A 24,394-nucleotide genomic window follows, 5' to 3' on the forward strand; every position below is an offset into this window, starting at 1 on the left:
GGTTTCCTCTCAGGTCAACGGTTCTCGGTCAGGCGGTCAGCGGCTGGTGACGGTTGCGAGCTCGTCGTCCCAGAGGTCCTCGTCCGAGAGGCCCACGTCCTCGGTGTCGCTCACCCCCACAGCCACGGGCAGGTATGCCGGGTCGCCCGGCGCGCCGCCGCGGGTCACCGAGGGCGCCGTGGTCAGAGGGGCCGGCTCGAGGTCGAGGTCCTCGTCCGTGACCTCTGCTCGCACGTGCGGCAGGAGGCGGTCGAGCCACCGGGGGACCCACCAGTTCCAGTCGCCCAGGAGCGACATGGTGGCCGGGACCAGGACCATCCGGACGACAGTCGCGTCCAGCAGGATCGCGGCCGCCATGCCGATGCCGAGCTGCTTGACCACGACGTCCACCTCGCTGGCGAAGCCGAGGAAGACCGCGACCATGATGGCCGCCGCACTCGAGATCACCCGTCCGGTGGCGGACAGCCCCCGCACGACGCTGCCGTGCGAGTCACCTGTGCGTGCCCAGTCCTCGCGGATCCGGGAGAGCAGGAACACCTCGTAGTCCATGGAGAGGCCGAAGAGGATGGCGAACATCAGGATCGGCACCCAGCTCGACACGGCCATGGGGTGGTCGAGGCCGAGCAGGTCGGTGGCCCAGCCCCACTGGAACACGGCCGTCAGGACGCCATAGGCGGCACCGATGCTCAGCAGGTTCATGACTGCCGCCTTGAGCGGGATCACGACCGAGCGGAAGACCAGCGCCAGCAGGAGGACCGAGACGGCGACCACGAAGGCGATGACGAGCCACAGGCGTCCGGCGAGCATCTGGGCGATGTCGGCGAAGAACGCCGTGCCACCCGTCAACTCAGCGCCGGCAGGCAGCTGGGCGCGCACACTGCGCACGAGGGCACCAGTGCGCTCGTCGGTCGGCCCATAGGCGGGGATCGCGTCGAACACGCTGATGGCCGAGTCGGGTGACGTGACCGCGGGCGTCACGTCGACGATGTCGGAGCGCTCCTCGAGGGCTCGGGCCAGCGAAGCCACAGCGGCGTCCCCGAGCCTGGAGCGGTCGACCACGACGGTGAGCGGCCAGTTGCTCCCGGGCCCGAACTCGGCACTGACGAGGTCGTAGGCCCGACGGGTCGTGAGCTCCGTGGACTGGCTGCTCGGGTCCTGCGGCCAGGTCCGCATCTCGAGGGCCGGAACGGCCAGGGTGAGCATGACGATCGCGGCGGCCATCGCCCACAGCAGCGGACGCCTGGCGACCTTGACCGCCCACCGTGCCGTGAACGGCATACGGGCTGGGCCGCCCTTGGCCCGTGCCGCGCGGCCACGCCGGGTGGCGCCTCCGCGCCGGACCGTGCGGGGCAGCAGCCGACGGCCGGCGAAGCGGCACAGCACCGGCACGAGGGTGAGCGAGGCGGCCATCACGCACAGCACGGCGATGGCGGTCGCGAAGCCGAAGGAGCTGTAGACGGGCAGCCCGGCGAGCCGCAGGCCCATCAGCGAGACGAGCACCGTGCTGGCCGCGAAGACCACCGACCGACCAGCCGTGGCGGCGGCTCGTCCGGCGGACTCGGTCACGCTGAAGCCCTGCGCGAGGTACTCGGCGTGGCGCGTGACGAGTAGCAACGCGTAGTCGATGCCGACGCCGAGTCCGACCATGGTCGCGACCATCGGGGCGGCCGTGCTGACGTCCATGACGGCGGCGAGCAGGGTGACGCCAGCGGTGCCGACACCGAGTCCGACGAGTGCGGTGGCGATCGGCAGGCCGGCACTGACCACGGACCCGAAGGCGAAGACGAGGATGACGAGCGCTGCGACGATGCCGATGATCTCGCCACGACCCTCCATCGGGGCGGCCGCGCTCTCGGGCAGCTCTCCCCCGAGCTCGACCTGCAGACCCGCGGCGCGCAGTGGTGCGACGGCGGCGTCCAGCGGCTCGAGGTGGCCCATGAGGTCGGGGTCGGTGACAGGGGCGTCGTAGCTGACGTTGACGACTGCCGTGTCGCCGTCGGCCGAACGCTGTGCGGGGAACACCTGCACGACGTGCGGCATCTGCTCCAGCCGGCTCGAGAGGCCGGACAGGGTCGCGTCGGTGGGCCGGTCGCCGGAGCGGTCGTGCACCACCACGCGGGCGGCGGTGCCGCCGGCGCCGGGAAGGTGGGCGCGCAGCTGGTCGATGCCGACCTGGGAGCGTGCGCCCGGGACGTCGTAGTCGTCCTGGGGTGTGCCGCCGAGGGTCGCGGCGAGACCGGCGACGACGAGGGCGATGAGCACCCAGGCGGAGAGCGTCCGCCACGGGTGGGCAGCGGCGCCGCGGCCGAGTCGGTAGAGCAAGCGGGTCATGGTGGGTCGTCCTTCGAAGGCAGAGGTGAACTGGTCGGGACCAGCGTCGGCTCACCTGCTTGTGCGCCACTTGGGACTGACTTGGGGTGCTCAGCCGGGCAGCGACCCTCAGCCGGGCAGGGCGACCTCGACGCGAAGGGCGTGGTGGTCCGAGGCATCCGAGCGCACCACCTGCGCCGACAGGGGGCGCACACCCCCGCCCACCCAGACGTAGTCGATGCGACGTGGCGGAGGTTCGGCCTCGAAGGTGTGCCCGTCGCCGTCACCCGCGACGGTCCAGGCATCCTCGAGCCGCCCGGCGAGGCAGGTGTGTGCCGGGGAGCCGGGTGTCGTGTTGAGGTCGCCGAGGAGGACGGTCGGGCGTTCGTCGAGGGTGGCGACGATCGCTTCCGCCTGCCGGGTCCGCTCGGTCTCGCTGTCCCACTGCAGGTGGGTGCCGAGCACCCGCAGGGCCGTGCCGTCCACGAGGACGGTGGCCTCGAGCAGGCCGCGCTGCTCACTGTCGGGGAAGCACGGCAGCAGGGTGTTGGTGACGGACTCCAGCGGCAGGCGACTCAGCAGGGCAGTGCCGTACTGGGCTCGCGGTGCGCCGGGGTGGGCGGGCTCGGCGTCGAGGTTCGCGGCATACGCGAGGTGCCAGCCCAGGAGCTGGGCGAGCAGACCCGGCTGGTCCTCGAACCGGCTCTGTGCCCGGCGGTGCCGGTCCACCTCCTGAAGCCCCACGAGGTCGGCGTCGGTGGCCGCGATGACGTCGGCGACCCGGCGCAGGTCCAGCACGCCGTCGAGTCCGACCCCGCTGTGGATGTTGTAGCTGAGCAGGGTGAGGGTCATGAACGCCTCTCCGCCGTCAGCGCGGGGGTCGCCGCAGGAGCGGCGGCAGGTAGGCAGCCCCGGGAGCGTCGGGGGTGGAGGCGGCGTAGTCGGAGGGGTTCGAGATGCCGCACTGCCGCAGCGAGAGGCAGCCGCACCCGATGCACGAGTCGAGCTTGTCGCGCAACGCCTCCAGGGCCGTGACCTGCTCGTCGAGCCTCGTCCTCCAGTGGGCCGAGATGCGGTGCCAGTCGGACTTCGTGGGCGTGCGGTTGGCGGGCAGGTTCGACAGCTCGCGTCGGATCTCGTCGAGGGTCAGCCCGACGTTGCCCGCAGCCCGGATGAAGGCCAGCCGGCGCAGCACGCTGCGGGCATACCGTCGCTGGCCGCCCGACGTGCGGGACGCCTCGATCAGCCCCTCGCGCTCGTAGTAGCGCAGCGCCGAGGCCGCGAACCCACTGCGCTCGGCAACCTCGGAGACGGTCAGCACGTCGGTCGTGTCCACGCCCTCCACTCCTCCTCGGATCGGGGCTTGACTTCAAGTTCACTTTAACTTTGATGATGTCTCCATCAGCCGAACAGCGCAACTGGAGGCACCATGCACACCGCCCTCATCACGGGTGGCTCGGCCGGGCTCGGCCTGGCCCTCACCCGGGACCTCGCGGCAGACGGGTGGCACGTGGTCGTCGACGGCCGGGACGCCACCCGGCTCCAGGAGGCCGTCGGCTCACTGCCCGGAACCATCACCCAGGTCGCCGGGGACGTGACTGACCCGGCGCACCGCGCTGCGCTCGCTGCCGCGGTGGCGACGAGCGGCCGGCTGGACCTGTTGGTGCACAACGCCAGCACCCTCGGACCCACCCCACTGCCGCCACTGGCCGAGGTCGACCCCGACGGGCTCGACGACGTCTGGCACACCAACGTCGCAGCCCCGCTGGCCCTCACCCAGCTCGTCCTCCCGGCGCTGCGCGCCTCGGGCGGGGTGCTGGTGGGCATCTCCTCGGACGCCGCGGTGGAGCACTACGAGGGATGGGGTGCGTATGCCGCGTCGAAGGCCGCCCTGGACCACGTCACCCTGACGCTGGGCGTCGAGAACCCGCAGGTCGCCGCCTATGCGATCGACCCGGGGGACATGCGGACGGCGATGCACCAGGCCGCCTTCCCCGGCGAGGACATCAGCGACCGACCGCTCCCGGAAACGGTCGTGCCGGCCATTCGAGCGCTGATTCGCGAGCGCCCGGCCAGCGGCCGGTACCGGGCCGCCGACTTCGCCCAGGAGGCGTCGGCGTGACCCGCCTGTCCGTCGCCCCGCTGACCCGCGTCGACAGCCCCGACGACACCACTGCTCCCGGGCCACCCGAGGAGCGTGGCGTCGCCCGGGACGAGGTGCGGATGCTCGTGGCCACCGACCAGGGCGTCGCGCACGCGCGCTTCCGGGACCTGCCGGCATACCTCGCGCCCGGTGACCTGGTCGTGGTCAACAACTCGGCCACCCTCGCGGCGGAGTTCGACGCCCTGGCCGGCGGTCGCGGCCCGGTCGTCGTCCACGCCGCGACCAGGCTGGACGACGGCACCTGGGTGGTCGAGCTGCGCACCCCGCCGGATGCGTCCCGCGCCATCCTGGACGCGCAGGTCGGCGAGGAGCTCGAGCTCCCGGCCGGCGGGCGACTCACCCTGCTGGCGCCCTACCCGCGGGCCGACTCCTCCCCCACCGGCAGCGGCAACCGGCTCTGGCGGGCAGCGGTGAGCGGCCCGCGCGCGCTCGAGCAGCACCTCGTGAGGTACGGAAGGCCGATCGCCTACGGCTATCTCGACCGGAGCTACCCGCTGGCGGCCTACCAGACGGTCTTCGCCACGCGTCCGGGCAGCGCCGAGATGCCAAGTGCCGCAAGGCCGTTCAGCCCCGAACTGGTCACCAGGCTGGTCGCGACCGGCATCGGCGTCGCGGCGGTCACGCTGCACACGGGGGTCTCGTCGCAGGAGGCGGGCGAGGCGCCACAGCCCGAGTGGTTCGAGGTGCCCGCGACGGTGGCCCGGCTGGTCAATGCCACTCGAGCCGCCGGTGGCCGCGTCGTGGCGGTCGGGACGACGGTGACCCGCGCTCTCGAGTCCGCGGTCCTTGACGGGGCCGACAGCGGCGGCGGCGGCGAGGTGGCTGCGAGGTCTGGGTGGACGACCCGGGTGGTCACCCGCGACGACCCGCCCCGGGTGGTGAACGGGCTGGTCACTGGGTGGCACGACCCGCAGGCCTCGCACCTGCTGCTCGTCGAGGCCGTGGCCGGGCAGGACCTGACCCAGCGCGCCTACGACGAGGCGGCGCGGGGCGGCTACCTGTGGCACGAGTTCGGCGACTCGGCCCTGCTGCTCCCGAGCCGGCCGGGAGGCGCGTCCTGAGCGATCTGCCTAGGATCCGGACATGACCCTCGGTGACCTGCTCGTCGACGCCTTCACCCGGATCCGCCAGGGTGCCGAGGATGCCGTCAGGGGACTGTCGCCGGAACAGCTCGCGCAGCGTCCGACGCCGAACTCCAACTCGATCGCGTGGCTGGTCTGGCACCTGACCCGCATCCAGGACGACCACATCGCGGAGGTCGCCGACCACGAGCAGGTGTGGACGAGCGCGGGCTGGCACGAGCGGTTCGGGCTGCCCTTCGTGGCGGCCGACACCGGCTACGGCCACACCCCCGACCAAGTCGCCCGGGTGCGCGGCCTCGACCCCGACCAGCTGGTCGGCTACCTCGACGCGGTGCACGCCGTCACGGTCGACTACGTCCGGCCGCTCACCCCGGACGACCTCGGCCGGGTGGTCGACGAGCGCTGGGACCCGCCGGTCACGCTGGGGGTCCGGCTGGTCAGCGTGGTCAACGACGACCAGCAGCACGTCGGTCAGGCCGCCTTCCTCCGCGGACTGCTGGACGGCTGAGCGCGACCCCTAGCGATAGCGGCGGGCGAGCTCGACCGCCCGGCTCGGGTAGTCGGATCCGAAGAGCACCGCGTGGACCATCAGCGGGTGCAGCTGGTGCAGCGCCACCCGCTGCGGCCACTGCGCGTCGAGGCGGTGCTGCTCGAGGTAGCCGCCGATCACGAAGTCCCAGTGCGGGCACCCGAACAGCGCGAGCATCGCCAGGTCGGTCTCGCGGTGGCCACCGTGCGCCGCCGGGTCGATGAGGACTCCCCCGCTCGGGGTCCACGCGATGTTGCCCGACCACAGGTCGCCGTGGATGCGGGCCGGTGTCGCCCCGTCGTCGAACTCCCCGTGGCTCACCCGGCGCGCCAACCGCTCGAAGAGCGCAATATCGGAATGTTGGTAGATACCCCTATCGACCCCCATCGACAGCATCGGGAGCAGTCGCTGCTCGGCGTAGAACTCGCCCCACGTCTCGGCCGGCCGCAGCGGCAGGGGCAGCAGCTCGGTGGCCGGGCCGAGGAAGCCGTCGCCCTCCCAGCCATCCGGAGGGCTCCCGTATGCCGCGGCGCCGGCATCGTGGGTCCGGGCCAGGGCGGCGCCGAACGCCTCGGCCATCGCCGGGTCCGGGTTGGCGAAGGTCAGCTTCCGCAGGTCCAGGTGGTCGGAGGCCACGTCGAGCACGGTGACCACCTCGGCCCCGCCCGGCGCGCTCGCGAGCCAGGCCAGCCCGGCCGCCTCCCACCGGAAGTAACCGTCCGGCGCCGACCGGCTGCCCTTGCGGAAGACCGACGAGGGCTGCTCGCTCACCGGGGGGCCCCGGGTCGGAGCCGCGCGTGTGCCATCCCGACATCTAACCGCGAGTCCACGCCACCGCACGTCCGCGCTCGGGCGGCCACCCGGGCATACCGGAAGTTTGTGGTCCCGGAACGCCGACTGGCGGGTACGGTGAGCGTGAACACCACGTCGCCTAGGAGCGCCCATGGCCGAGCTGGCCTCCGTCCCGGACCTCACTCCGGACAACCCCCCGAGCATCCCGAGCCGTGCGGACGATGCGACTGCCGGGGACCTCTCGAGCACCACACCCGCCACGCGGATCACCGAGCAGGACGCGCGTGAGGCCGAGGCGCTCCACCAGGACGCCGGCGACCGCAGCCTGGCCGCGGCCCAGCGCCTGATGTCCGAGCTCGCGGGCTCACTCGAAGGTCTCGACGACCTCGCCCCCTACCTCGACCGGCTGGTGGCCGCGGTCAACGCCAACATCGACGGCTGCGACGCGGTGGGGGTCACGGTGGTCATGGAGGACCGACCGCGCACCGCGGCATACACCACGGCCGGGACGCTCGAGATCGACGCCGTGCAGTACGCCGTCGGCGACGGGCCCTGTCTGGACGCGTTCCGCAACGGGCGCGAGAACCTCGTCGACTTCGCCGGGGGCGAGGAGCGCTGGCCCGCCTTCATGGCAGGCTGCGAGGCCGGCGAGGTGCAGTCCCTGCTCGCGCTGCCCCTGGAGTCCGGGGGGCGGCGGTTCGGGGCCCTGAACCTCTACGGCTACGAGCGGCACGCGTTCGACCACAGCGACCTGGTGCTCGTGCGGATGGCTGCCGCTCGCGCGGCCGATGCCCTGGCAGCTGCCGTGCAGGTCGCCGGCGCCCGTCAGGTGGCGGCGCAGATGGAGCAGGCGATGGCCAGTCGCGCCGTCATCGAACAGGCCAAGGGCGTGCTCATGGGCCGGCACTCGATCAGCGAGATCGTGGCCTTCGAGCTGCTCCGGCGCCAGTCCCAGGAGCAGAACCTCAAGCTGCGCGTGCTGGCTTCCCAGATCGTCGCCGAAGCTCGATCCTCGCGTTCCGAGGCGCTGTGAGCTAGTCTCGGCTTCACCTGAAGCAACCGGGTTTGGCCACACGGCCATCCCGGTTGCTTTTTGCTTTACCGGGACTGTGCATCCACGGGCAGCGGTCTTGCCCCAGGAGGTTTGCGAGATGAAGGGTGCTCCCCGCACCTGCCGCGGCGGCTTCACCGGCTGTGGCACCCCCCGCCCGTCGACGAGGCTGGGCCTGCGCTGCGGACACGAGCCGCGACTCCCCGGACTCGGCGTTCCGGGCCGCTCCACCACCGGATGGACAGGACACGGACTGCCGTCGACGGCCGACCCGTCGACCCTGCTCGTCTACGTCATGGACATCTACGATCCCGACTCGTGGGCCTACCTGCCCTCGGTCAGCGCGGTGCTCAGTGCCGCCTGCTCGCTCGTCGACGTGGAGGTCGTGCAGTCCGGCCGGTATGCCGCCAACGCACCGGCCGCGTGCCTCATCGCCCTCCTCGCTGCGGGCGAGCTGCCCGTCTCGACGGTCCTGGGTGCCGTGCAGCACGCGTACTTCGTCGAGTCGCGCCCGCTCGACGCACCGGGTGTCCTCGAGTCGATCTGCGCGGGTCTCGGTCTCGACGGTCCCGCTGTCGAGCTGTTCGCGGCCAGCCAGCGGGCCCGTGAGCTGGCCGCCGAGGACTTCGAGCTCGCCCAGGACTTCGACCTCGGCGGAGGGCCACTGCTCATCGCCAGCCGTGGCGAGCAGATCTTCGAGTTCGACGGCCCCGGCGCCACCGGTGATCGACTCGTCGACCAGTTCAGGACGGTGCTCACGAGGCCATAGGGTCTGTCCATGGCCAGACCGCATCGCGCTTCCATCGTCGAGGACGCCTGGCACCGTCGGGTCGACTCGGCGCTGAGACGCCGCGGCTGGCAGACCCGGATCGTGGCCCACACCGGCTACGGCTCGCAGGAGTTCGCCCGGGTGCTCGGCAGGGTGCTGCTGACCCGGCGACCCGAGCCCGGTGAGCGCGCCGACGCCGGCGCCTCCGCAGCGGAGCTCCGGTCCGCCGAGGACGAGCGCCGTGGCTGGCGCGCGTTCGTCACCGCACCGGCGATGAACGTCCCCGTGACGATCACCGTCGGCGCCAAGACTGTGCACACCCGCAGCGACCGCAGCGGCTACATCGACACCAAGGTCAAGGGCCACGGACTCGAGCCCGGCTGGCACGAGGTCAGGGTGAGCGCGGCCGACGCCGAGGACGTGGTGGCGGCCGTCATGATCGTGGGCGACGACGAGACCTTCGGCCTGATCAGCGACATCGACGACACGGTCATCTCGACGTCCCTGCCTCGCCCGATGATCGCGGCCTGGAACACCTTCGTGAAGAGCGAGAACGCCCGACACGTCGTGCCCGGCATGGCGACGATGTACCGCGAGCTGCTCGAACGACACCCGAACGCACCGATGGTCTACGTCTCCACCGGCGCGTGGAACACCGCGCCGACCCTGACCCGGTTCCTTCGACGTCACGGCTACCCGCCGGGCCCCCTGCTCCTCACCGACTGGGGTCCGACCAACACCGGGTGGTTCCGGTCGGGGCAGGAGCACAAGCAGGCCTGCCTGCACCGGCTCGCCAACGAGTTCCCCCACATCCGCTGGGTCCTCGTCGGTGACGACGGCCAGCACGACCCCAAGATCTACGGCGACTTCGCCGAGCAACGGCCGCACACGGTCGCAGCCATCGCCATCCGCGAGCTGACGCCGGGCGAGCAGGTGCTGTCCCACGGCATACCCGTGTCGTTGGAGGAGTTCGCCGCACCGCGTGGCCGCCACGAGCGCGAGGTGCCGGTATGCCGCGCGGGCGACGGCTACGGGCTGGTGCGGCTGCTGCGCATCGCCCTCGACCTGTAGGGCACGGCCCGCGCAGCTAGCGAGCCGTGACGTCGAGGTGGGGTGCGTCCGCGCACGGCGTCTCGCGCTGGGCCAGGCCGAAGGCAGTCAGGGCTGCACCGCCGACCAGCAGCCCGGCGCAGACCAGCATGGCGAGTCGGTAGGAGGGCGCGAGCGCGTCGGCCGACGCGTAGTCGGCGCCGCCCAACCCGACCAGCGGGGGAAGGGCTGCCACGGCGAGCAGGCCGGCCGTGCGCGCCACCGCGTTGTTGACGCCACTCGCGGTGCCGGCCAGCTCGTCCGGCGCGGCGGCGAGCACGGTGCCGGTCWGGGGGGCGACCGTCATGGCGAGGCCGAGCCCCACCAGCGTGATGCCGGGAAAGACGTTGGTGACGTAGGAGGCCTCTCTCGGCGACATGGCCAACAGCACGAATCCCGCTGCGGCGACGAGGGTTCCGCCGATCATGTAGGGGCGTGGGCTGGACCTGGCGGCCAGTCTGCCGAAGCGGCCGGCGAGAAGAAGCATGACAACACTGAGGGGCAGGGTCGCGGCACCAGCCTCGAGCGCGGACCAGCCAGCCACGGTCTGGAGGAAGAGCACGAGGAACAGCAGCGCGGCGGACAGTCCCGCGTAGACGAGGAGCGTGACGAGGTTGATGGTGGTGAACACCCGGTTGGCGAACAGCGAGGGCGGAACCATCGGGTCGTGGGTGTGCAGCTCAGCCCGGACGAACCCGCCCAGCGCGATCACGCCGATCGCACCGATGGTCAGGGCCGAGGCGCTGAGCCCGTCGGACAGGGACGTCAGGCCATAGGTGAGGCCGGCCAGTCCGACCACGGCCAGGGCGACCCCGGTTGCGTCGACGTGCTTGCTGGCCAACGGATTTCGCGACTCGGGCACGAACTTGAGGCTCAGCACCACGACCACCACCGCCAGTGGCACGTTGAGCCAGAAGGCCCACCTCCAGTCACGCTCGACGAGCCAGCCGCCGATGACAGGTCCCGAAGCCGTGGCGACGCCCAGCAGGCCGGTCCAGGCGCCGATGGCAGCCATCCGGTCGTCCCGGTGGAAGGACGCCTGGAGGATCGCGAGGCTGCCGGGAACCAGCAGTGCAGCGCACAGACCCTGGAAGGCACGTGCCGCGATGAGCACCTCGACCGTCGGCGATAGGGCGCAGAGCACCGAGGCGACACCGAACCCGCCCACGCCCACGGCATACATCGCCCGTCGCCCGAACCGGTCGCCCAGTGAGCCGCCGAGCAGGATGAAGGCGGCCAGCGTCAGCGCGTAGGCGTTGACGACCCACTGGAGCCCGGCGAGGTCGGCCTCGAGGTCGCGTCCGATCGTCGGGAGCGCGACGTTGACGATGGTGCTGTCGAGCAGGGCGATCCCGCTCCCCAGCACCGTGGTGGTGAGGGCCAGCCGTCCGGTGTGTGACTTGAGCCGCAGCAGCTCGTGGGGGGCGGCCGTCGTCGTCATGGCTCCATCGTCGCACCGCCGCGCAAGGGGGCTGTCGGTGCTGGGATTCCCGCGGATCCGCTGCGGATCTCTGACAAACTCGGCCTTGTGCCGGAGCTGCCCGAGGTCCAGGCGCTCGTCGACTTCCTCGCCGAGCGGACCGTCGGGCTCGCCGTGACAGGGGTCGAGCTCGGGTCCTTCTCGGTGCTGAAGACCTTCGACCCGCCACCGCAGGCGCTCAGCGGAGCTCCCGTCGACGCTGTGTCCCGGCACGGCAAGTTCGTCGACATCGACTGCGACGGAGTGCATCTCGTCTTCCACCTCGCCCGCGCCGGCTGGTTGCGGTGGTCCGACGCGATGCCCAACACGGTGCTGCGTCCGGGCAAGTCACCGATCGCCCTGCGCACCCGGTTCTCCGATGCGTCCGGCTTCGACCTCACCGAAGCGGGCACCAAGAAGCGTCTCGCCGCCTATCTCGTCCGTGACCCGCACGACGTCCCCGGGATTGCCTCCCTCGGACCCGATCCGATGGCTGACGAGTTCACCCGTGAGGCGTTCGGGGCGTTGTTCTCCGGGCGACGCTCACAGATCAAGGGGCTGCTGCGCGACCAGGGGTTCATCGCCGGGATCGGCAACGCCTACTCCGACGAGATCCTCCACGTCGCCAGGATGTCGCCCTTCGCGATGGCCGCCAGCCTCGACGACGAGGCCGTGGATCGCCTGTATGCCGCGTTGCGGGGAACGCTGTCCGCGGCCGTCGCGACCGCCTCGGGCAAGCCGGCCAAGGAGCTCAAGGACGCCAAGCGCGCGGGGATGAGGGTGCACGGCCGCACCGGGGAGACCTGCCCGGTCTGCGGCGACGTGGTGCGCGAGGTGTCGTTCGCCGACTCGTCGTTGCAGTACTGCGCGACCTGCCAGACCGGTGGCAAGCCGCTGGCCGACCGTCGGATGTCCCGCCTCCTCAAGTAGCGGTGTCCCGGACCCCGTGCGATCGCACGGCCAGGGCGGCGAGCTGGATTCGGCTCGACGTACCGGTCTTGTGGAGCAGGTTGGAGACGTGGACGCTCACCGTCTTCTCACTGATGAACAGGTGGCGCGCCACCTGCGCATAGGTCTCCCCGGCGACGATGTGGTCCAGGATCTCGGCCTCGCGCGGGGTCAGGGCCACGCCCACCAGCTCGGTGACCGGCTCGGCTGCGGGGTGGTGCTCGCCGGGGTCGACCAGGGAGAGGTGCGCCTGCAGGGCCAGCTGTTCGACGAGGGCAACCAGCGGGGCCGCCCGGAGCTCGTCGCCGATGGCAGCCGCTCGGCCCAGCGCGTCGGCCGCCCTCTCGCGACCCTTCGGCTCTGCCAGGAGCGTCCGGCCGAGGAAGTACAGCGACCTGGCGTGGTCGAACCGGAGTCCGGCCCGGTCGGTCGCCTCAGCCGCCGCCTGCCACAAGGGCAGCGACGTCGGGTCCTCGCCGTGGCACCTGGCCCGGTCTGCGGCGTAGAGAGCGCCCCACGCCGGGTGGACGGCGTCCTCCAGCCCGGAGGGCAGGAACGGCGGCGGCGAGCCACCACGCAGGGACTCGATGCGCTCCAGCCAGGAGATCGCGGAGGTCCTCGGTTCGTCGGACGCGCCCGCACCGGCGTCCGCCAGGTCGGCTGCGGCGCGCGCCGCCAGCCGGAGGAGTTCGTCGGCCACGGAGTGGTCGAGGGCGACGGCCTGGGTCATCCAGGTCTCGACCAGCTCGAGGGTGCGTCGAGGTCGTCCGAGCTCGAGGGCGACCAGCATCTCGCTCAGGATGAACTCGTCCCCCAGGCCGCTGACGGGCATCAGCTCCCTGGCGCGGGACAGGTGCGCGTCGGCTGCGGCTACGTCGCCCTCCAGGGCGCTGAGCACGGCCGCGCCGCACCGGGCGGCCGCTCCCCAGCGGGTGTTCAGCCGCAGGGCCAGCGTTTCGCGGATGATGGAGCGCGCAACGTCCCACTGGCCGAGCTGGACCAGCGTCAGCGCTGCGCGCGCACCGGTGCAGGAGATGCCCTGGGCGCTGCCGCGCTCCCGCATGAGCGCAAAGACCTCGCGCGAGAGCGACGCCGACGCTGCGAGCTGTCCCACGGACTCGAAGCTGTTGCAGACGTTGACCGACACCCTGATGAGCAGCTCGGTCTCGTCGACCCCACGGGCCAGAGCCCACGCCCGCTCCGCATCGACGACGCCGTCATGGGTGCCCCACGACGTCTGCGCGCGCACCACCAGAGCCCAGGCGAGGGCGTCGTCGGCACCCAGTGCCTCGGCAAGGTGGACGGCCTCCGCTGCGTGTCCCGCACCGGCGGCGATCCCCTCGAAGACCTCGAAGTTGGCCAGGTGCGCGAGCGCGAGCACCCGTTCCTTCGAGTCCGGGAAGGGGTCGGTCAGGGCGACGGCTCGCTCGAAGTCGGCGACCACGGCCGAAGCGCTGCCGGTGATGTTGGTCCCCTTGGCGAAGTTCAGCGCCATCAGGACGCGGCAGGCGGCCAGCGGCTCCTCCTGTGGATCGACGGCCGAGAGCGCCCGCTCGTAGAACTCCACGGCCAGGGCCGGTCTGCCGGCGGCGATCAGGCACCGCCCGGCCCTCGTGAGCAGCTCGGTCCTGGACGGCCTCGACTCAGCCGGAACCAGCTCGAGCAGGTCGCCGGCCGTGGCGAGGTGTGTCGCCTCCTCGCTGATCGCGTGGAGCCTGAGGGATTCGTCCGCGGCGCGCAGAGCCCATCTGAAGGCCGGTTCCACGTCCTCGGCGGCGGCGTAGTGCAGGGCGAGGTGGGTCGCGCGCTCGGCGTCCGTGACGCCTTCGGCGGCCTCCCAGCCGGCGGCGAAGGCGCGATGGACCTCGGGGAGCTCCCACGGGGGCAGCGTCGTGACCACCACCTCGGCCAGCAGGGGGTGGCGGAACCAGACGTCCTCACGGTCCTGAACGACGGTGATGCCCTCGCCGACCGCCTCGCTCACGGCGGCCGTCACCTCGTCGGCCGCCATTCCACGCCGTCGGGCGAGGTCCTCGAGCACGCGGAACGCCACGGGACGCCCGGCGACGGCCACCAGCTGGGTGACCGACCTGGCCGTGGGACCGAGTCGGTGCCACGAAGCGAGCAGCGCCTGGGCGAGTCGGCCGCCGGCACCGTCGGTATCGCCGACCTCCTGCGCCACGAGCTCCGCGAGGTAGGGGTTTCCCTCGGAACGGGCAAAAACCCTCTCTGCCAGCGCCATATCGGCCTGCACGCCTGGCAGCCGCAGCACGAGCTGCTCCGTCTCGCCGGCGCTGAGGCGCGAGAGGCGGAGGTGGTGGACGGCGGTGAGGCGTCGCACGTCGGCCAACCAGCCGTACAGCCGGTGCCCATCACCCAGCTCGGTGTCCCGGTAGGTGAGGGCGAGCGTGAGGTGCTGACCCGGGTGCAGTCCGGCGACGATGAAGGAGAGGACATCGAGGGAGCTCGGGTCAGCCCACTGGAGGTCGTCCACGACCACGAGGGTGGGTGCGTCGTCGGCCAGCCGGTCCACGGCACCAGCAAGCTGGAAGAGCAGTCCCTGCGGCCCGGGGTCGGCAACGCCGCCGCGGGGTCCCAGCACGTTGCCGTGGGAAACCGCACCCGGAAACACCCGGTCGAGGGTCTCGGCGCCGACGCCTCGCCCCCAGCGGTCGAATGCCTGGGTGAACGGCAGGTGCGTGGTGACCTCGGCCCCGAACCGGAGGCACTGGCCGAACAGGACGTGGAACCCTCGCGCCTGTGCGCGCTCGACCAGGTCGCGGACGAGGCTGGTCTTGCCGATGCCGGGCTCGCCGTGGAGCAGCGTCGCCCCCGGCTTCCCAGCCACGGCTTCGTCCAGCGCGCGGAGTAGCCGCGCCTGTTCGGCAGCGCGTCCCACCAGTGGCCGTGGGGGGTCCATCTCCCGATCATCCACCCGTGGCCGGCGTCCCGTCGTCCGCTCGTCCGTCACCGAGCAGCGTCCACGGACTCTAGAGGGTGAGAGAACGGCGACGAGACGTCTGAGGGGGACTGTGAGGCCTGCACGGGCAGTCCTCCGGGCTCTGGGCGCTTCCCTCTTCCTCTGTGTGGTCCTCGTGGTCCCGGTCACGGCCATCGACAAGCCCCTCGACTCGACCAGCCTGACCGTGGTCGGACTGGTCGCGATCGCGGTCGGAGCGTTCACCTATCGTCACGCGAGGCACGGTCGCGCGCGGGGCGACGCCAAGGACTGAGGCTCGTGGTCCACCGCTGGCCCACGTCTCGTCGGGGTCAGTCCCGGAGCAGCACCGTGGCTGCGTCGAGGAAGGACTCGGCTGCCTCCTCGTCGTCGAACCACCTCAGGTAGAGGCCGGTGGTGACCCGTTCGACGAAGGCCCACTGCCCCACCCGCTCCGGGTCGGTGCCGGTGAGCTCGGCCGCGTGCGCACACAGGGCCTCGTGCCGCTCGCGGGCCAGGGAATGGTCCCGGCTGGCCAGGACCTCCCTGCTGAAGTCACGCAGGGTCACGCCGACGTCGTACTCGGGCTCGCACCGGAACCCGTCGGGGTCGACGAGCTTGTAGCGCGGGATCCCGTTGGCCTGCAACGCATTGCCGGGGTGGGGGTCGCCGTGGCAGAGGACGTCGCGCGCGGGATCGCGGGTCGCCGACAGGTGACGGGCCAGCTCGTGGGCGCGGTCCAGTGCTGCGCCCCAACGCTCCTCGTCGTCGCCCTGACGGAACCGGCGCACGATCCCCGCCAGCACCGCGGCCTTGTCCTCCCCGGCAGCGACCTCGGGAGCCAGGGACACCGGCACCTCCCACGCCAACCGCAGCGTGGCGGCCAGGTGGTCGACCTGGGTCACCGCAGGCAGCCGAGAGGAGGCGAGGCTGGGCCCGAGGCGTTCCAGCAGCACGGCGCCGCTAGGGGCGTCGGACGCCAGCACCGCGGCATACCCGCGCCCGTGTCCTGCCTCGAGAGTGGCGACCTGGGCCGTGAAGCCGGGGCCCACCTGCTCGATCTTGAGGACCGCAGGCGTCCCGTCGGCGTCGACGGCGACCACGGGGACGCCCAGGCCTTCGGCGTACACCTCGCCGAGGGTGAGCGACCAGCGCTCGACCAGGTCCGCGAGCAGCTCGGGCAGGCCGTCGAGCACCGGCACGAGAGCGGGATGGTCGCCCACCTGGGCGCGAGCCGTGGCCACCACCCGGGCGATCGCCGCCGCGCTGCTCGTCATGGCCACACTGTGCCGCCCGCGGGGACGGTCTGCCCACTGGATTTCCGCGCGGTCTGGCGGGGGTGTTTCATTGGGGGCATGACCATCCCCCAGGTTCCTGTCACGGACGTCCACGACCACGCCGTACTGCTCGACGTGCGCGAGCAGGACGAATGGGACGCGGGCCACGCGCCCGGTGCCCTGCACATCCCGCTCGGCGAGCTGCCGTCCAGGCTCGACGAGCTGCCGGACACCGATGCGGGCACGCTCGCCGTGGCCTGCCGCGGTGGTGGCCGTTCGTCCAGGGCCGTGGCGTGGCTGTCGCAACAGGGTTTCGACGTCGCCAACCTCGACGGCGGCATGAAGGCGTGGCAGGGCGCGGGCAAGCAGCTCGTCGCCGACTCGGGCTCCGCCACGGTCAAGTAGGTCACGGCCATGGCGTGGTTCGGTCGGGGCCGCGACGACTCCGCTGCTGACGTGCCCGAGACGGAGGAGCGCACGCTCCCCGATGCCGGTGACACGCTCGACCCCGGCGCTTCGCTGCGCCCACTGGTGGACCCGCTCGGTGACGGTGAGCGAGGCCGGATCACCGCCGCCCTGGAGTCGCTGACCGCCGAAGGAGTCGACGTCGACGACCTCGACTCGCTCAGTGCCGGCCTCGACCGGGCGTATGCCGCGTGGTCGGCCGCGCCGGAGGACGACCGCCCCGACCACGCCGCCGTCGTGGAGCGCTACGCGGTGGGGATCGGCGAGCACCTCGACCGCCACACCGACCTCGACTGGCAGGTGGTCACCGATGTCTTCGGGACCGACCTGTCGCTGACCGAGGGTTTCAAGGGTTCGTTCGTCGTCGTCCCGCACAACCTGGTGGCGGGACGCTGGATGCGCGGCGAGACCGGCTGGATCCCTGCCGTGGTGGGGCACATCGTCCGCCGCCGCACCCGCGACTGACGCGCAGCGAGGAGGGTGGGCCGCGCAGACCCGCGCGACCCACCCCCAGGTCTCACCAGCGGACGGACGTCGAGACGCTGGCCTGTCCCCCGAGCCAGCTGTGCGCTGCCGCGATGAGGCCGTCCCCGACGACCTTGGCCTTCTTGTGCTCGGCGCCGGCGTACGCGAGGTCGGCCTTGTCGAAGTAGGCGTTCACGCTGAGGCTGGCGTCGATGATGTGGGCGCAGGCCTCACCGGTGGTGCTGATGGTGAGCTCTTCGCCGGGGCTGACCTGCAGGACCGCGTGGACGTCGACCGGCTCGCAGGTACCCGGGACGGTCGGGAAGGTGCCGTCGGAGGCGGTGACGACCAGGTCGAGCGCGCCTCCGAGTGGCCCTGCGGTCGGCCCGTCGAAGTGCCAGCTCGAGGCGGACACGCTCGGGGTGCCGTCGAAGAGGCTGCGGTCGAGGCGCTCGACGGTGGCGGCGTGAGCGCTTGCAGGGACGAGTGGCACGAGCGCAAAGGTGGCGCTGGCGACGGCGGTGATGGTGCGGACATTCATGGGATGACTCCAGTGATCCTTGGTCTGGCCGGGCGGTCCGGCGCTGTTGGTGGGACCACTGTGGCCAGCGCCTCTTGGGCGGCACTTGGGCTCGACTTGAAGCCGGACTTGAGCTCGACCTGCCCCCGCCCCGAACCCGTCGAGGGCGACACGATCGGTGCGTATCCCGAAATCTCAGGGAAACGCTAGAAACCCCCATAGCCTGCGATCGTGGACCCGATACGGAACCCGTACGCGCCCGGAGCCGGCCAGCGCCCGCCCGAGCTCGCCGGTCGTGACGAGCAGCTGCACGCCTTCGACGTGGTGATCGAACGCATCGCGCGCGGTCGACCCGAGCGGTCGATCGTCCTCACCGGCTTGCGTGGGGTCGGCAAGACGGTGCTGCTGAACGCCCTGCGCTCGGCCGCCGTCCGCGCCCGCTGGGGGACCGGCAAGCTCGAGGCGCGTCCCGACCAGGGCCTGCGCCGGCCGTTGTCCGCGGCGTTGCACGTGGCGGTCCGGGAGCTCGGGCATCCCGCGGGTGACGAGGTGGACCACGTCCTCGGGGTGATCAAGGCCTTTGCCCAGCGGGACGCCGCTCCGGGCGCCAAGCTGCGGGAGAAGTGGAACCCCGGCATCGACGTTCCCGTGGCCACCGGCCGCGCGGACTCCGGCGACATCGAGATCGACCTGGTCGAGCTCCTCACCGACGTGGGTGGGCTGGCGGCCGACGTGGGCCGGGGCGTCGCGATCTTCATCGACGAGATGCAGGACCTCTCGGCTGACGACGTCTCGGCGATCTGTGCGGCCTGCCACGAGATCTCCCAGTCAGGCCTGCCGGTCATCGTCGTGGGTGCCGGGCTCCCGCACCTCCCGGCGGTGCTGTCCGCGTCGAAGTCCTACTCCGAGCGCCTGTTCCGCTACCAACGCATCGACCGCCTCGACCGCGCCGCGGCCGACCTCGCCCTCGTCGCGCCGGCCGCCGACGAGGAGGCCGAGTTCACGCCCGAGGCGTTGGACGCGATGTATGCCGCCACCGCCGGCTACCCGTACTTCGTCCAGGCCTACGGCAAGGTCGCGTGGGACGTCGCCCCGCGCTCGCCGATCACGGCCGAGGACATCACGGTGGCCGCACCCGAGGCAGAGGCGGAGCTGGCGGTGGGGTTCTTCGGGTCCCGGTTCGAACGGGCCACACCTGCCGAGCGGGAGTACCTGCGAGCCATGGCGGACGCTGCGCTGACGCTGGCCGAAGCCGGCGAGGAGGTCGACGAGACCGAGTCGGTGCCCACCGCGTCGGTGGCACAGGTCCTCGACCGCAAACCCCAATCCCTCTCTCCGGCAAGGGATGCGCTCCTCAAGAAGGGTCTGATCTACTCGGGCGAGCGAGGCCGGATCGCGTTCACCGTCCCCCACTTCGGCCGCTACCTGCGCTCCGCCAGCTGAGGTAGGTCATCACGAGGGCGACCGGTCTACCGTGAGGAGCAGGGCTCGCCCGTCCTGGGCCTGACCTGAGCGACGTCGGGTGGAGGTGCCTCGATGAGCAGAGTCTTCACGGCGGCTGCGGTGCAGGCGTCCTACGTGCTCATGGATCGCGAGGCGACGACCGACAAGGTCGTGCAGCTCATCGCGGAGGCCGCCGCTCGGGGCGCCGAGCTGATCGTGTTCCCCGAGGTCTTCGTGCCCGGCACGCCGATCTGGATCGACTCGGTCCCCATCTGGGACGGCGACGAGGCCTGGTTCGCCCGCCTCGTCGACCAGGCGGTCGTCGTACCAGGGCCGACCACGGAACGGATCGGCGCCGCCGCCCGGGAGGCGGCGGCATACGTGGTGGTCGGGGTCGACGAGCGGGAGCCGCACGGGACCACGATCTACAACACGCTCCTGTACTTCGGGCCGGATGGACGACTGCTCAACAAGCACCGCAAGCTGATGCCCACGGGATCCGAGCGGACGGTGTGGGGGATGGGTGACGGCTCGATGCTCGACGTGGTGCCCACCGACCTGGGCCGGGTGGGTGGCCTCATCTGCTGGGAGAACTACATGCCGCTGGCGCGCTTCCACCAGTACGCCCAGGGGGTCGAGATCTGGGTCGCGCCCACCCTGGCCCAGGGTGACGGCTGGATCGCGACGATGCGGCACATCGCCCGGGAGGGTCGGGTGTGGGTGCTCGGTGTGAACCCCTGCCTGCGCGTGGACCAGATCCCTGTCGACTTCCCGGACCGCGACCGCGTGTGGCGGGCGCAGGAGGGTGCCGAGGCCGAGTGGGTCGAGCCGGGCAACAGCGTGATCTGCAACCCCAACGGCGAGATCGTCGCCGGTCCGCTGCGTCACGAGGAGGGCATCCTCGCCGCGGAGGTCGACCTCACCGCGGTGGCCTCCGGACGACGGATGTTCGACCCCGTCGGCCACTACCACCGCCCCGACGTCTTCCAGCTGACCGTCGACACACGACGTCAGCGCGCCGTCACCGTCCTGTCCGAGGAGACCGCTTCGCAGGGAGGGTGACCCTGGGGCCTCACCCGAACGGCGGCGGGCCGAGCAGCACGATCCCGCCATTCGCCTGCGCGGAGGCGCGGACCCGGTCGAAGTCGACGACACCGTCTGCGCCGTCGACCCCGTCCTCGGCCAGCGGTTCACTCGCATCCCAGTAGAACGCCTCGCAGCACCCCGGCGTGTGCAGGAACAGGATCTTCGCGCTCGCCGACAGCACCCGGAAGGCGTGCGGCACTCCCCGTGGTGCGACCGCGACACCGCCGGCACCGACGTGGTGGTCGACTCGGTCGACGTGCATAAGGATCTCGCCCTCAAGCACCAGCGCGGTCTCGTCGGAGTCCGGATGGGTATGCAGCGGGGTCGCCTTCCCGCCGGACATCGAGTCCTCGAACAGCAGGAAGGCGCCGTTGCTCTCGTGGGCGCGCACCTTCCAGGTGTGGACGCCGCCGCCGAAGAACCAGCGACGCTCTCCTTCGCCCTCGGCCCTGATGATGGCTGCGGGAACCGTGGTCGTGCTGGACATGACGCCCACTTTCGTCGGACTTGCGTGGGGATCGGAGTCGACCGGAGTCGCCGTGTGGCCACGCCGGTCGGACACACCGTCCGTGAGACTGGAGTCTCATGATGAGACTGACGTATCATGAACGGTGTGTCAATGCCCTACGAGACCCACGGCCGGACCGGTCAGAAGAGCCGCACCCGCAGGGCGCTCGTCGACGCCGCGCGCGCCATGGTGGCCAGGGGTGAGATCCCGACCGTCGACCAGGCCGCCGTCGCGGCCTCGGTGTCGCGCGCCACGGCATACCGCTATTTCCCCAACCACGGGTCCCTCCTGGCTGCCGCCCATCCCGAGACCGGCGCGCGTTCCTTGCTCGGCGACGACCCTCCCGCGGAGCCTGCCGCGCGGCTCGACATCGTCATCCGCGCCTTCACGACGCTGATCGTGCAGACCGAGGCCCAGCAGCGCACCATGCTGCGGCTGTCCCTCGAGCCCCGTGACGCAGACGGCTCGCCGCTGCCCTTGCGGCAGGGTCGGGCGATCGCCTGGATCACCGAGGCCCTCGAACCGCTGCGCGGACAGCTCGGCGACCAGGCGCTGCACCGGCTCGTTCTGGCGATCCGCAGTGCCGCCGGGATCGAAGCGCTGGTCTGGCTCACCGACATGGCGGGACTGTCGCGGGACGAGGCTGCGGACCTGATGTGCGAGTCGGCCCAGGCGCTGCTGACGAGGGCGATCGCTAGCCCCAGTGCGGCGGTCGGGACGTCGGCTGGCTAGCACGAGATCTTGCGTTGCCGGTCCGCAGGGCCGGGTGTAGCGTCCCAAGGTCCGGACAAAGTAGTCCGAAAACCTCGGGCGAACCGTCCAGACCACCCAGGCGACGCCGCCCGGCGCCGCTCCCCTTCTGGGTCGGAGGACGACGATGTCTCGATCTCACGTTGCCGGTGCAACAGCGCTGCTGCTGGGAGTGGCCGTCATGGCGGCACAGGTGCCCGCCACTGCCACGCCGAGGGGAGGGGGGACCGCAGCGGCGATCGCCGCGGCCGGCGACGAACTGTCGGTGAGCACGCGCCTGGCCGACCGGCGGGAGGTCTCGGCCGGCACCCGCGCCTACTCCGTCGGGTTCGAGGACGGCCGGTTCTACGCGAACGGCTGGCACATCACCGGTGAGATGGGCGGCGTCTGGACACCTCCGATGAAGATGGTCGACGGCGTGTGGTTCGGCCTCGACGACCAGTGGGTGGGGCCCGCGACGAAGTTCACCAGCGGATGGGGCTACAGCCGCTACGACCTGCCCGACACCGCAGGCCTCAGGGTCGCGCGCACGGACTTCGTGCCTGACGGCGTGCGTGGTGCGCTCTTCGGCCTGACCGTGACCAACCCGGGTGCGGCCCGGACGGCCAAGCTCTCGGTCGACGCGCACTCCGAGCTGATGGGCCAGTACCCGTGGGGCTTCGGCGGCGTGACCCCGAACGCGAGCGACAACCTCCAGGACATCGGTGCCTACGACGGCAAGAACCTCGTCTTCACCGACGACGGTGCGCTGCCCGGGGCCCCTGTCCACCACTACGCCGCGGTCGTCGGCACCGCAGCCACCCCGAGCACCGGGCAGATCGGCAGCCAGTTCTACGGAGCCYAGCCCGGCCACCGCTGCACCGGCAACGAGACGGGCGCCCCGGCAGACCCCAAGCCCTCCGCCTGCGACGACGGACCCTTCGGAAAGGGCACCGGCGGCCGGCTGACCTACAGCCTCGACCTGCCGGCCGGCGGCTCGACGACGATCTGGCTGGCCGTCGCCGGCTCCGACCAGGGACTGACCTCGGCCCGTGGCGAGCTCGCCAAGGCGCTGGCCGACCCCGGTGCGGCCCTGGCCGCCAAGAAGGCCTCACGCCTGGCGCTGTCGCAGATGACGCAGCTCTCCCTGCCCGGCGACCCGCTGGTGCAGGACGCAGTGCAGTGGGGCAAGCAGAACATTGCCGACCTCACCCAGACGGCGACCGACCTGCAGATCCGCTGGACCAACCAGGGCAAGCAGTTCCCCGCACCCTCCGGGACCGTCGCCAAGGCGACCTGGATCGGGGCAGGCTTCCCCGACTACCCGTGGATCTTCGGCACGGACGCCGAGTACACCGCGTTCGCATCGGTACCGGTCGGGCAGTTCGAGGCGATCAAGGACCACCTACGGGCGTTGCGCGAGGTGTCCGACATCCTCAACAACCGCTCGGGCGTCGTGACGCACGAGGTCGTGTCGGACGGGTCGATCTGGTACGGCCAGGACTCCCGCAGCACCAACCCGGACGGCACCACGGCATACAACTTCAACACCGATGAGACGGTGAAGTTCCCCAGCACCGTGGCGCTCCTGTGGCGCTGGACCGGTGACAACGGGTTCCGCGACGAGATGTACGACTTCTCGGTGCGCAACCTCAAGTACGTCACCCGCACCCTCGACGCCGACCACGACGGCTTCCCCGAGGGCCTCGGCAACGTCGAGCGCGGCGGCATGGGCACGGAGAAGCTCGACAACACCGTCTACTACATCCGCGGGCTCTACGACCTGGCCACCATGGCGAAGGCAAAGCACGACGGCCCCACCTTCTCGTGGGCCAACACCCTCGCCCGCCAGATCAGCGACCGCTTCGACGGGGCGTGGTGGTATGCCGCGGCGTCCCAGTACGCCGACTCGCTCACCGATCCCGGCAACGTTCAGTCGTTCCAGAAGCACTGGATCGGCCAGACGCCGATGGAGGCCGAGCTGCAGGTCAACGGGCGCACCGTGCCCGGCCTCGCGCCGTTCGCCCACGGGAACACCGCGCTCGCCGGCCGCGAGGACCCCTGCTACAGCGGGACGGCTCCCCTGTCTACCGGCCTGTTCCACACGGGGTGCGGCGGTGGCCAGAACGGCCAGGGCGAGAAGGTCGTCTTCGGCCTGACCACGTCGATCCAGTCGATCGGTGAGGGCAACTACGGCCGGCTCGGTGCCGGACAGCAGCAGCGCTACACGCACGCCCTGGCCGACCCGATGTTCGCCGAGCCCGCCACGGGCGGGACACCTGACGAGCAGCCGGGCGCGATGCCCGAGATCTTCCCCTCGCCGGACCAGGGCGCCAACATCGACCGCTGCTGGACCTGCCGCTCGATGTTCATGCAGGCGTGGGGCAACTACGGCACCGCGTGGGCGGTCGTCCACCAGTGGCTCGGCCTCCAGCCCGACCTCGGCAACGGCGAGTTGGTCGTGGTGCCGCAGGTACCGGCCGGTCAGCCATCGGCCTCCGGTGAGCACATCCGGCTGGGCGGCGGGTTCGCCGGCGTGACGGCCTCCGTCCTTGGTTCGCGCTACACGACGACCCTTGCCGTCGACAGCGCCGTCGGGGCCGACAAGGTCTGGATCGGGCACACCGTCCCGCGCGGCAGCACGGTGACCCAGGTCGTGCTCGACGGGCGGGTGCTGTCCGACTGGACCAGCCGTACGACCAACCGTGGCCTCGAGGTGACCGTCCCGACCAAGGCCGGCTCGCACACCCTGGTGGTGACGGCCTCCTGA

Annotated in this window: 23 protein-coding genes; 14 read left to right on the forward strand and 9 right to left on the reverse strand. The window is 71.5% G+C overall.

Going from position 1 to position 24,394, the window contains the following annotated elements; all coding sequences use genetic code 11:
* Window positions 1–36: 36 nt before the first annotated feature.
* The 3 genes from AC1DXJ_RS05910 to soxR all read right to left on the reverse strand — a co-directional run bounded on the left by AC1DXJ_RS05910 (window position 37) and on the right by soxR (window position 3,646).
* Window positions 37–2,331 carry an MMPL family transporter gene (locus tag AC1DXJ_RS05910; protein WP_477636520.1) on the reverse strand — a complete coding sequence of 765 codons (2,295 nt, stop codon included), beginning with the start codon at window positions 2,329–2,331 and terminating at the stop codon, window positions 37–39.
* 108 nt (window positions 2,332–2,439) lie between these two features.
* Window positions 2,440–3,162 (reverse strand): endonuclease/exonuclease/phosphatase family protein, encoded by a 723-nt coding sequence (locus AC1DXJ_RS05915; protein WP_477636521.1) that lies wholly within the window; start codon window positions 3,160–3,162, stop codon window positions 2,440–2,442.
* 16 nt (window positions 3,163–3,178) lie between these two features.
* Entirely contained in the window at window positions 3,179–3,646 is a 468-nt protein-coding gene (gene soxR / locus AC1DXJ_RS05920) for a redox-sensitive transcriptional activator SoxR (RefSeq protein ID WP_477636522.1), read from the reverse strand.
* Between the two features lie 93 nt (window positions 3,647–3,739).
* Between soxR and AC1DXJ_RS05925 the strand changes: the two genes are divergently transcribed.
* From AC1DXJ_RS05925 to AC1DXJ_RS05935, 3 genes are read left to right on the forward strand one after another with little or no spacing between them, the layout of a single operon-like run.
* Entirely contained in the window at window positions 3,740–4,432 is a 693-nt protein-coding gene (locus AC1DXJ_RS05925; protein ID WP_477636523.1) for an SDR family NAD(P)-dependent oxidoreductase, read from the forward strand.
* Window positions 4,429–5,535, forward strand: coding sequence for an S-adenosylmethionine:tRNA ribosyltransferase-isomerase (locus tag AC1DXJ_RS05930; RefSeq protein WP_477636524.1), 1,107 nt, complete (start codon window positions 4,429–4,431; stop codon window positions 5,533–5,535). Before AC1DXJ_RS05925 ends, AC1DXJ_RS05930 begins: the two co-directional genes overlap by 4 nt.
* Before the next feature lie 22 nt (window positions 5,536–5,557).
* A complete protein-coding gene (locus AC1DXJ_RS05935; RefSeq protein ID WP_477636525.1) occupies window positions 5,558–6,064 on the forward strand; it encodes a mycothiol transferase in 507 nt (168 codons plus the stop codon).
* A gap of 9 nt (window positions 6,065–6,073) precedes the next feature.
* On the opposite strand, the gene AC1DXJ_RS05940 is transcribed toward AC1DXJ_RS05935, so the two are convergent.
* Window positions 6,074–6,856: a fructosamine kinase family protein gene (locus AC1DXJ_RS05940; protein ID WP_477636526.1), complete on the reverse strand. Its 783-nt coding sequence runs from the start codon at window positions 6,854–6,856 to the stop codon at window positions 6,074–6,076.
* A gap of 172 nt (window positions 6,857–7,028) precedes the next feature.
* On the opposite strand from AC1DXJ_RS05940, the gene AC1DXJ_RS05945 reads away from it, so the two are divergent.
* The 3 genes from AC1DXJ_RS05945 (at window position 7,029) to AC1DXJ_RS05955 (ending at window position 9,768) form a co-directional block, all read left to right on the forward strand.
* Window positions 7,029–7,910, forward strand: coding sequence for a GAF and ANTAR domain-containing protein (locus AC1DXJ_RS05945; protein WP_477636527.1), 882 nt, complete (start codon window positions 7,029–7,031; stop codon window positions 7,908–7,910).
* 118 nt (window positions 7,911–8,028) lie between these two features.
* Entirely contained in the window at window positions 8,029–8,697 is a 669-nt protein-coding gene (locus AC1DXJ_RS05950) for a DsbA family protein (protein WP_477614281.1), read from the forward strand.
* A 9-nt stretch (window positions 8,698–8,706) separates the two neighbouring features.
* Window positions 8,707–9,768, forward strand: coding sequence for an App1 family protein (locus AC1DXJ_RS05955; RefSeq protein WP_477614282.1), 1,062 nt, complete (start codon window positions 8,707–8,709; stop codon window positions 9,766–9,768).
* Between the two features lie 16 nt (window positions 9,769–9,784).
* On the opposite strand, the gene AC1DXJ_RS05960 is transcribed toward AC1DXJ_RS05955, so the two are convergent.
* Window positions 9,785–11,227, reverse strand: a complete 1,443-nt coding sequence (locus AC1DXJ_RS05960; protein WP_477636528.1) for an MFS transporter — start codon at window positions 11,225–11,227, stop codon at window positions 9,785–9,787.
* An 87-nt stretch (window positions 11,228–11,314) separates the two neighbouring features.
* Here AC1DXJ_RS05960 and AC1DXJ_RS05965 point away from each other — a divergent pair, with 87 nt between their 5' ends.
* On the forward strand, window positions 11,315–12,175 hold the full coding sequence (locus AC1DXJ_RS05965) for an Fpg/Nei family DNA glycosylase (RefSeq protein ID WP_477614285.1): 861 nt from the start codon (window positions 11,315–11,317) through the stop codon (window positions 12,173–12,175).
* On the opposite strand, the gene AC1DXJ_RS05970 is transcribed toward AC1DXJ_RS05965, so the two are convergent.
* Complete coding sequence (locus AC1DXJ_RS05970; protein ID WP_477636529.1) at window positions 12,168–15,113, reverse strand: helix-turn-helix transcriptional regulator; 2,946 nt, start codon at window positions 15,111–15,113, stop codon at window positions 12,168–12,170. The two genes, AC1DXJ_RS05965 and AC1DXJ_RS05970, sit on opposite strands and share 8 nt — an antisense overlap.
* Before the next feature lie 112 nt (window positions 15,114–15,225).
* Between AC1DXJ_RS05970 and AC1DXJ_RS05975 the strand changes: the two genes are divergently transcribed.
* A complete protein-coding gene (locus AC1DXJ_RS05975; RefSeq protein WP_477614287.1) occupies window positions 15,226–15,426 on the forward strand; it encodes a hypothetical protein in 201 nt (66 codons plus the stop codon).
* A 37-nt stretch (window positions 15,427–15,463) separates the two neighbouring features.
* Here the strand turns inward: AC1DXJ_RS05975 and AC1DXJ_RS05980 are convergent, their stop codons facing one another.
* A complete protein-coding gene (locus AC1DXJ_RS05980; RefSeq protein WP_477636530.1) occupies window positions 15,464–16,408 on the reverse strand; it encodes an aminoglycoside phosphotransferase family protein in 945 nt (314 codons plus the stop codon).
* Window positions 16,409–16,486: 78 nt separating this feature from the next.
* Between AC1DXJ_RS05980 and AC1DXJ_RS05985 the strand changes: the two genes are divergently transcribed.
* Window positions 16,487–16,813: a rhodanese-like domain-containing protein gene (locus AC1DXJ_RS05985; protein WP_477624592.1), complete on the forward strand. Its 327-nt coding sequence runs from the start codon at window positions 16,487–16,489 to the stop codon at window positions 16,811–16,813.
* Window positions 16,814–16,822: 9 nt separating this feature from the next.
* Window positions 16,823–17,338 carry a DUF3806 domain-containing protein gene (locus AC1DXJ_RS05990; RefSeq protein ID WP_477624593.1) on the forward strand — a complete coding sequence of 172 codons (516 nt, stop codon included), beginning with the start codon at window positions 16,823–16,825 and terminating at the stop codon, window positions 17,336–17,338.
* Window positions 17,339–17,390: 52 nt separating this feature from the next.
* Here the strand turns inward: AC1DXJ_RS05990 and AC1DXJ_RS05995 are convergent, their stop codons facing one another.
* Entirely contained in the window at window positions 17,391–17,879 is a 489-nt protein-coding gene (locus AC1DXJ_RS05995; RefSeq protein WP_477624594.1) for a hypothetical protein, read from the reverse strand.
* A gap of 210 nt (window positions 17,880–18,089) precedes the next feature.
* Here AC1DXJ_RS05995 and AC1DXJ_RS06000 point away from each other — a divergent pair, with 210 nt between their 5' ends.
* Both AC1DXJ_RS06000 and AC1DXJ_RS06005 read left to right on the forward strand, forming a co-directional pair.
* A complete protein-coding gene (locus AC1DXJ_RS06000) occupies window positions 18,090–19,301 on the forward strand; it encodes an ATP-binding protein (protein WP_477624595.1) in 1,212 nt (403 codons plus the stop codon).
* 93 nt (window positions 19,302–19,394) lie between these two features.
* A complete protein-coding gene (locus tag AC1DXJ_RS06005) occupies window positions 19,395–20,363 on the forward strand; it encodes a carbon-nitrogen hydrolase family protein (RefSeq protein ID WP_477632893.1) in 969 nt (322 codons plus the stop codon).
* Between the two features lie 10 nt (window positions 20,364–20,373).
* On the opposite strand, the gene AC1DXJ_RS06010 is transcribed toward AC1DXJ_RS06005, so the two are convergent.
* Window positions 20,374–20,874 (reverse strand): cupin domain-containing protein, encoded by a 501-nt coding sequence (locus AC1DXJ_RS06010; protein WP_477632894.1) that lies wholly within the window; start codon window positions 20,872–20,874, stop codon window positions 20,374–20,376.
* A 117-nt stretch (window positions 20,875–20,991) separates the two neighbouring features.
* On the opposite strand from AC1DXJ_RS06010, the gene AC1DXJ_RS06015 reads away from it, so the two are divergent.
* Both AC1DXJ_RS06015 and AC1DXJ_RS06020 read left to right on the forward strand, forming a co-directional pair.
* Complete coding sequence (locus tag AC1DXJ_RS06015) at window positions 20,992–21,627, forward strand: TetR/AcrR family transcriptional regulator (protein WP_477636531.1); 636 nt, start codon at window positions 20,992–20,994, stop codon at window positions 21,625–21,627.
* A gap of 145 nt (window positions 21,628–21,772) precedes the next feature.
* A complete protein-coding gene (locus AC1DXJ_RS06020) occupies window positions 21,773–24,394 on the forward strand; it encodes a glucosidase family protein (protein WP_477636532.1) in 2,622 nt (873 codons plus the stop codon).

It is taken from the genome of Pedococcus sp. P2_D9 (genome assembly GCF_056404275.1).

What these genes read in the sequence shown, in the direction of transcription:
- AC1DXJ_RS05910 (WP_477636520.1), bottom strand. Translation starts at nt 2,331, where the DNA reads ATGACCCGCTTGCTCTACCGACTCGGCCGCGGCGCCGCTGCCCACCCG.
- AC1DXJ_RS05915 (WP_477636521.1), bottom strand. Translation starts at nt 3,162, where the DNA reads ATGACCCTCACCCTGCTCAGCTACAACATCCACAGCGGGGTCGGACTC.
- AC1DXJ_RS05925 (WP_477636523.1), top strand. Translation starts at nt 3,740, where the DNA reads ATGCACACCGCCCTCATCACGGGTGGCTCGGCCGGGCTCGGCCTGGCC.
- AC1DXJ_RS05935 (WP_477636525.1), top strand. Translation starts at nt 5,558, where the DNA reads ATGACCCTCGGTGACCTGCTCGTCGACGCCTTCACCCGGATCCGCCAG.
- AC1DXJ_RS05945 (WP_477636527.1), top strand. Translation starts at nt 7,029, where the DNA reads ATGGCCGAGCTGGCCTCCGTCCCGGACCTCACTCCGGACAACCCCCCG.
- AC1DXJ_RS05950 (WP_477614281.1), top strand. Translation starts at nt 8,029, where the DNA reads ATGAAGGGTGCTCCCCGCACCTGCCGCGGCGGCTTCACCGGCTGTGGC.
- AC1DXJ_RS05955 (WP_477614282.1), top strand. Translation starts at nt 8,707, where the DNA reads ATGGCCAGACCGCATCGCGCTTCCATCGTCGAGGACGCCTGGCACCGT.
- AC1DXJ_RS05970 (WP_477636529.1), bottom strand. Translation starts at nt 15,113, where the DNA reads ATGGACCCCCCACGGCCACTGGTGGGACGCGCTGCCGAACAGGCGCGG.
- AC1DXJ_RS05980 (WP_477636530.1), bottom strand. Translation starts at nt 16,408, where the DNA reads ATGACGAGCAGCGCGGCGGCGATCGCCCGGGTGGTGGCCACGGCTCGC.
- AC1DXJ_RS05985 (WP_477624592.1), top strand. Translation starts at nt 16,487, where the DNA reads ATGACCATCCCCCAGGTTCCTGTCACGGACGTCCACGACCACGCCGTA.
- AC1DXJ_RS05990 (WP_477624593.1), top strand. Translation starts at nt 16,823, where the DNA reads ATGGCGTGGTTCGGTCGGGGCCGCGACGACTCCGCTGCTGACGTGCCC.
- AC1DXJ_RS05995 (WP_477624594.1), bottom strand. Translation starts at nt 17,879, where the DNA reads ATGAATGTCCGCACCATCACCGCCGTCGCCAGCGCCACCTTTGCGCTC.
- AC1DXJ_RS06005 (WP_477632893.1), top strand. Translation starts at nt 19,395, where the DNA reads ATGAGCAGAGTCTTCACGGCGGCTGCGGTGCAGGCGTCCTACGTGCTC.
- AC1DXJ_RS06010 (WP_477632894.1), bottom strand. Translation starts at nt 20,874, where the DNA reads ATGTCCAGCACGACCACGGTTCCCGCAGCCATCATCAGGGCCGAGGGC.
- AC1DXJ_RS06015 (WP_477636531.1), top strand. Translation starts at nt 20,992, where the DNA reads ATGAACGGTGTGTCAATGCCCTACGAGACCCACGGCCGGACCGGTCAG.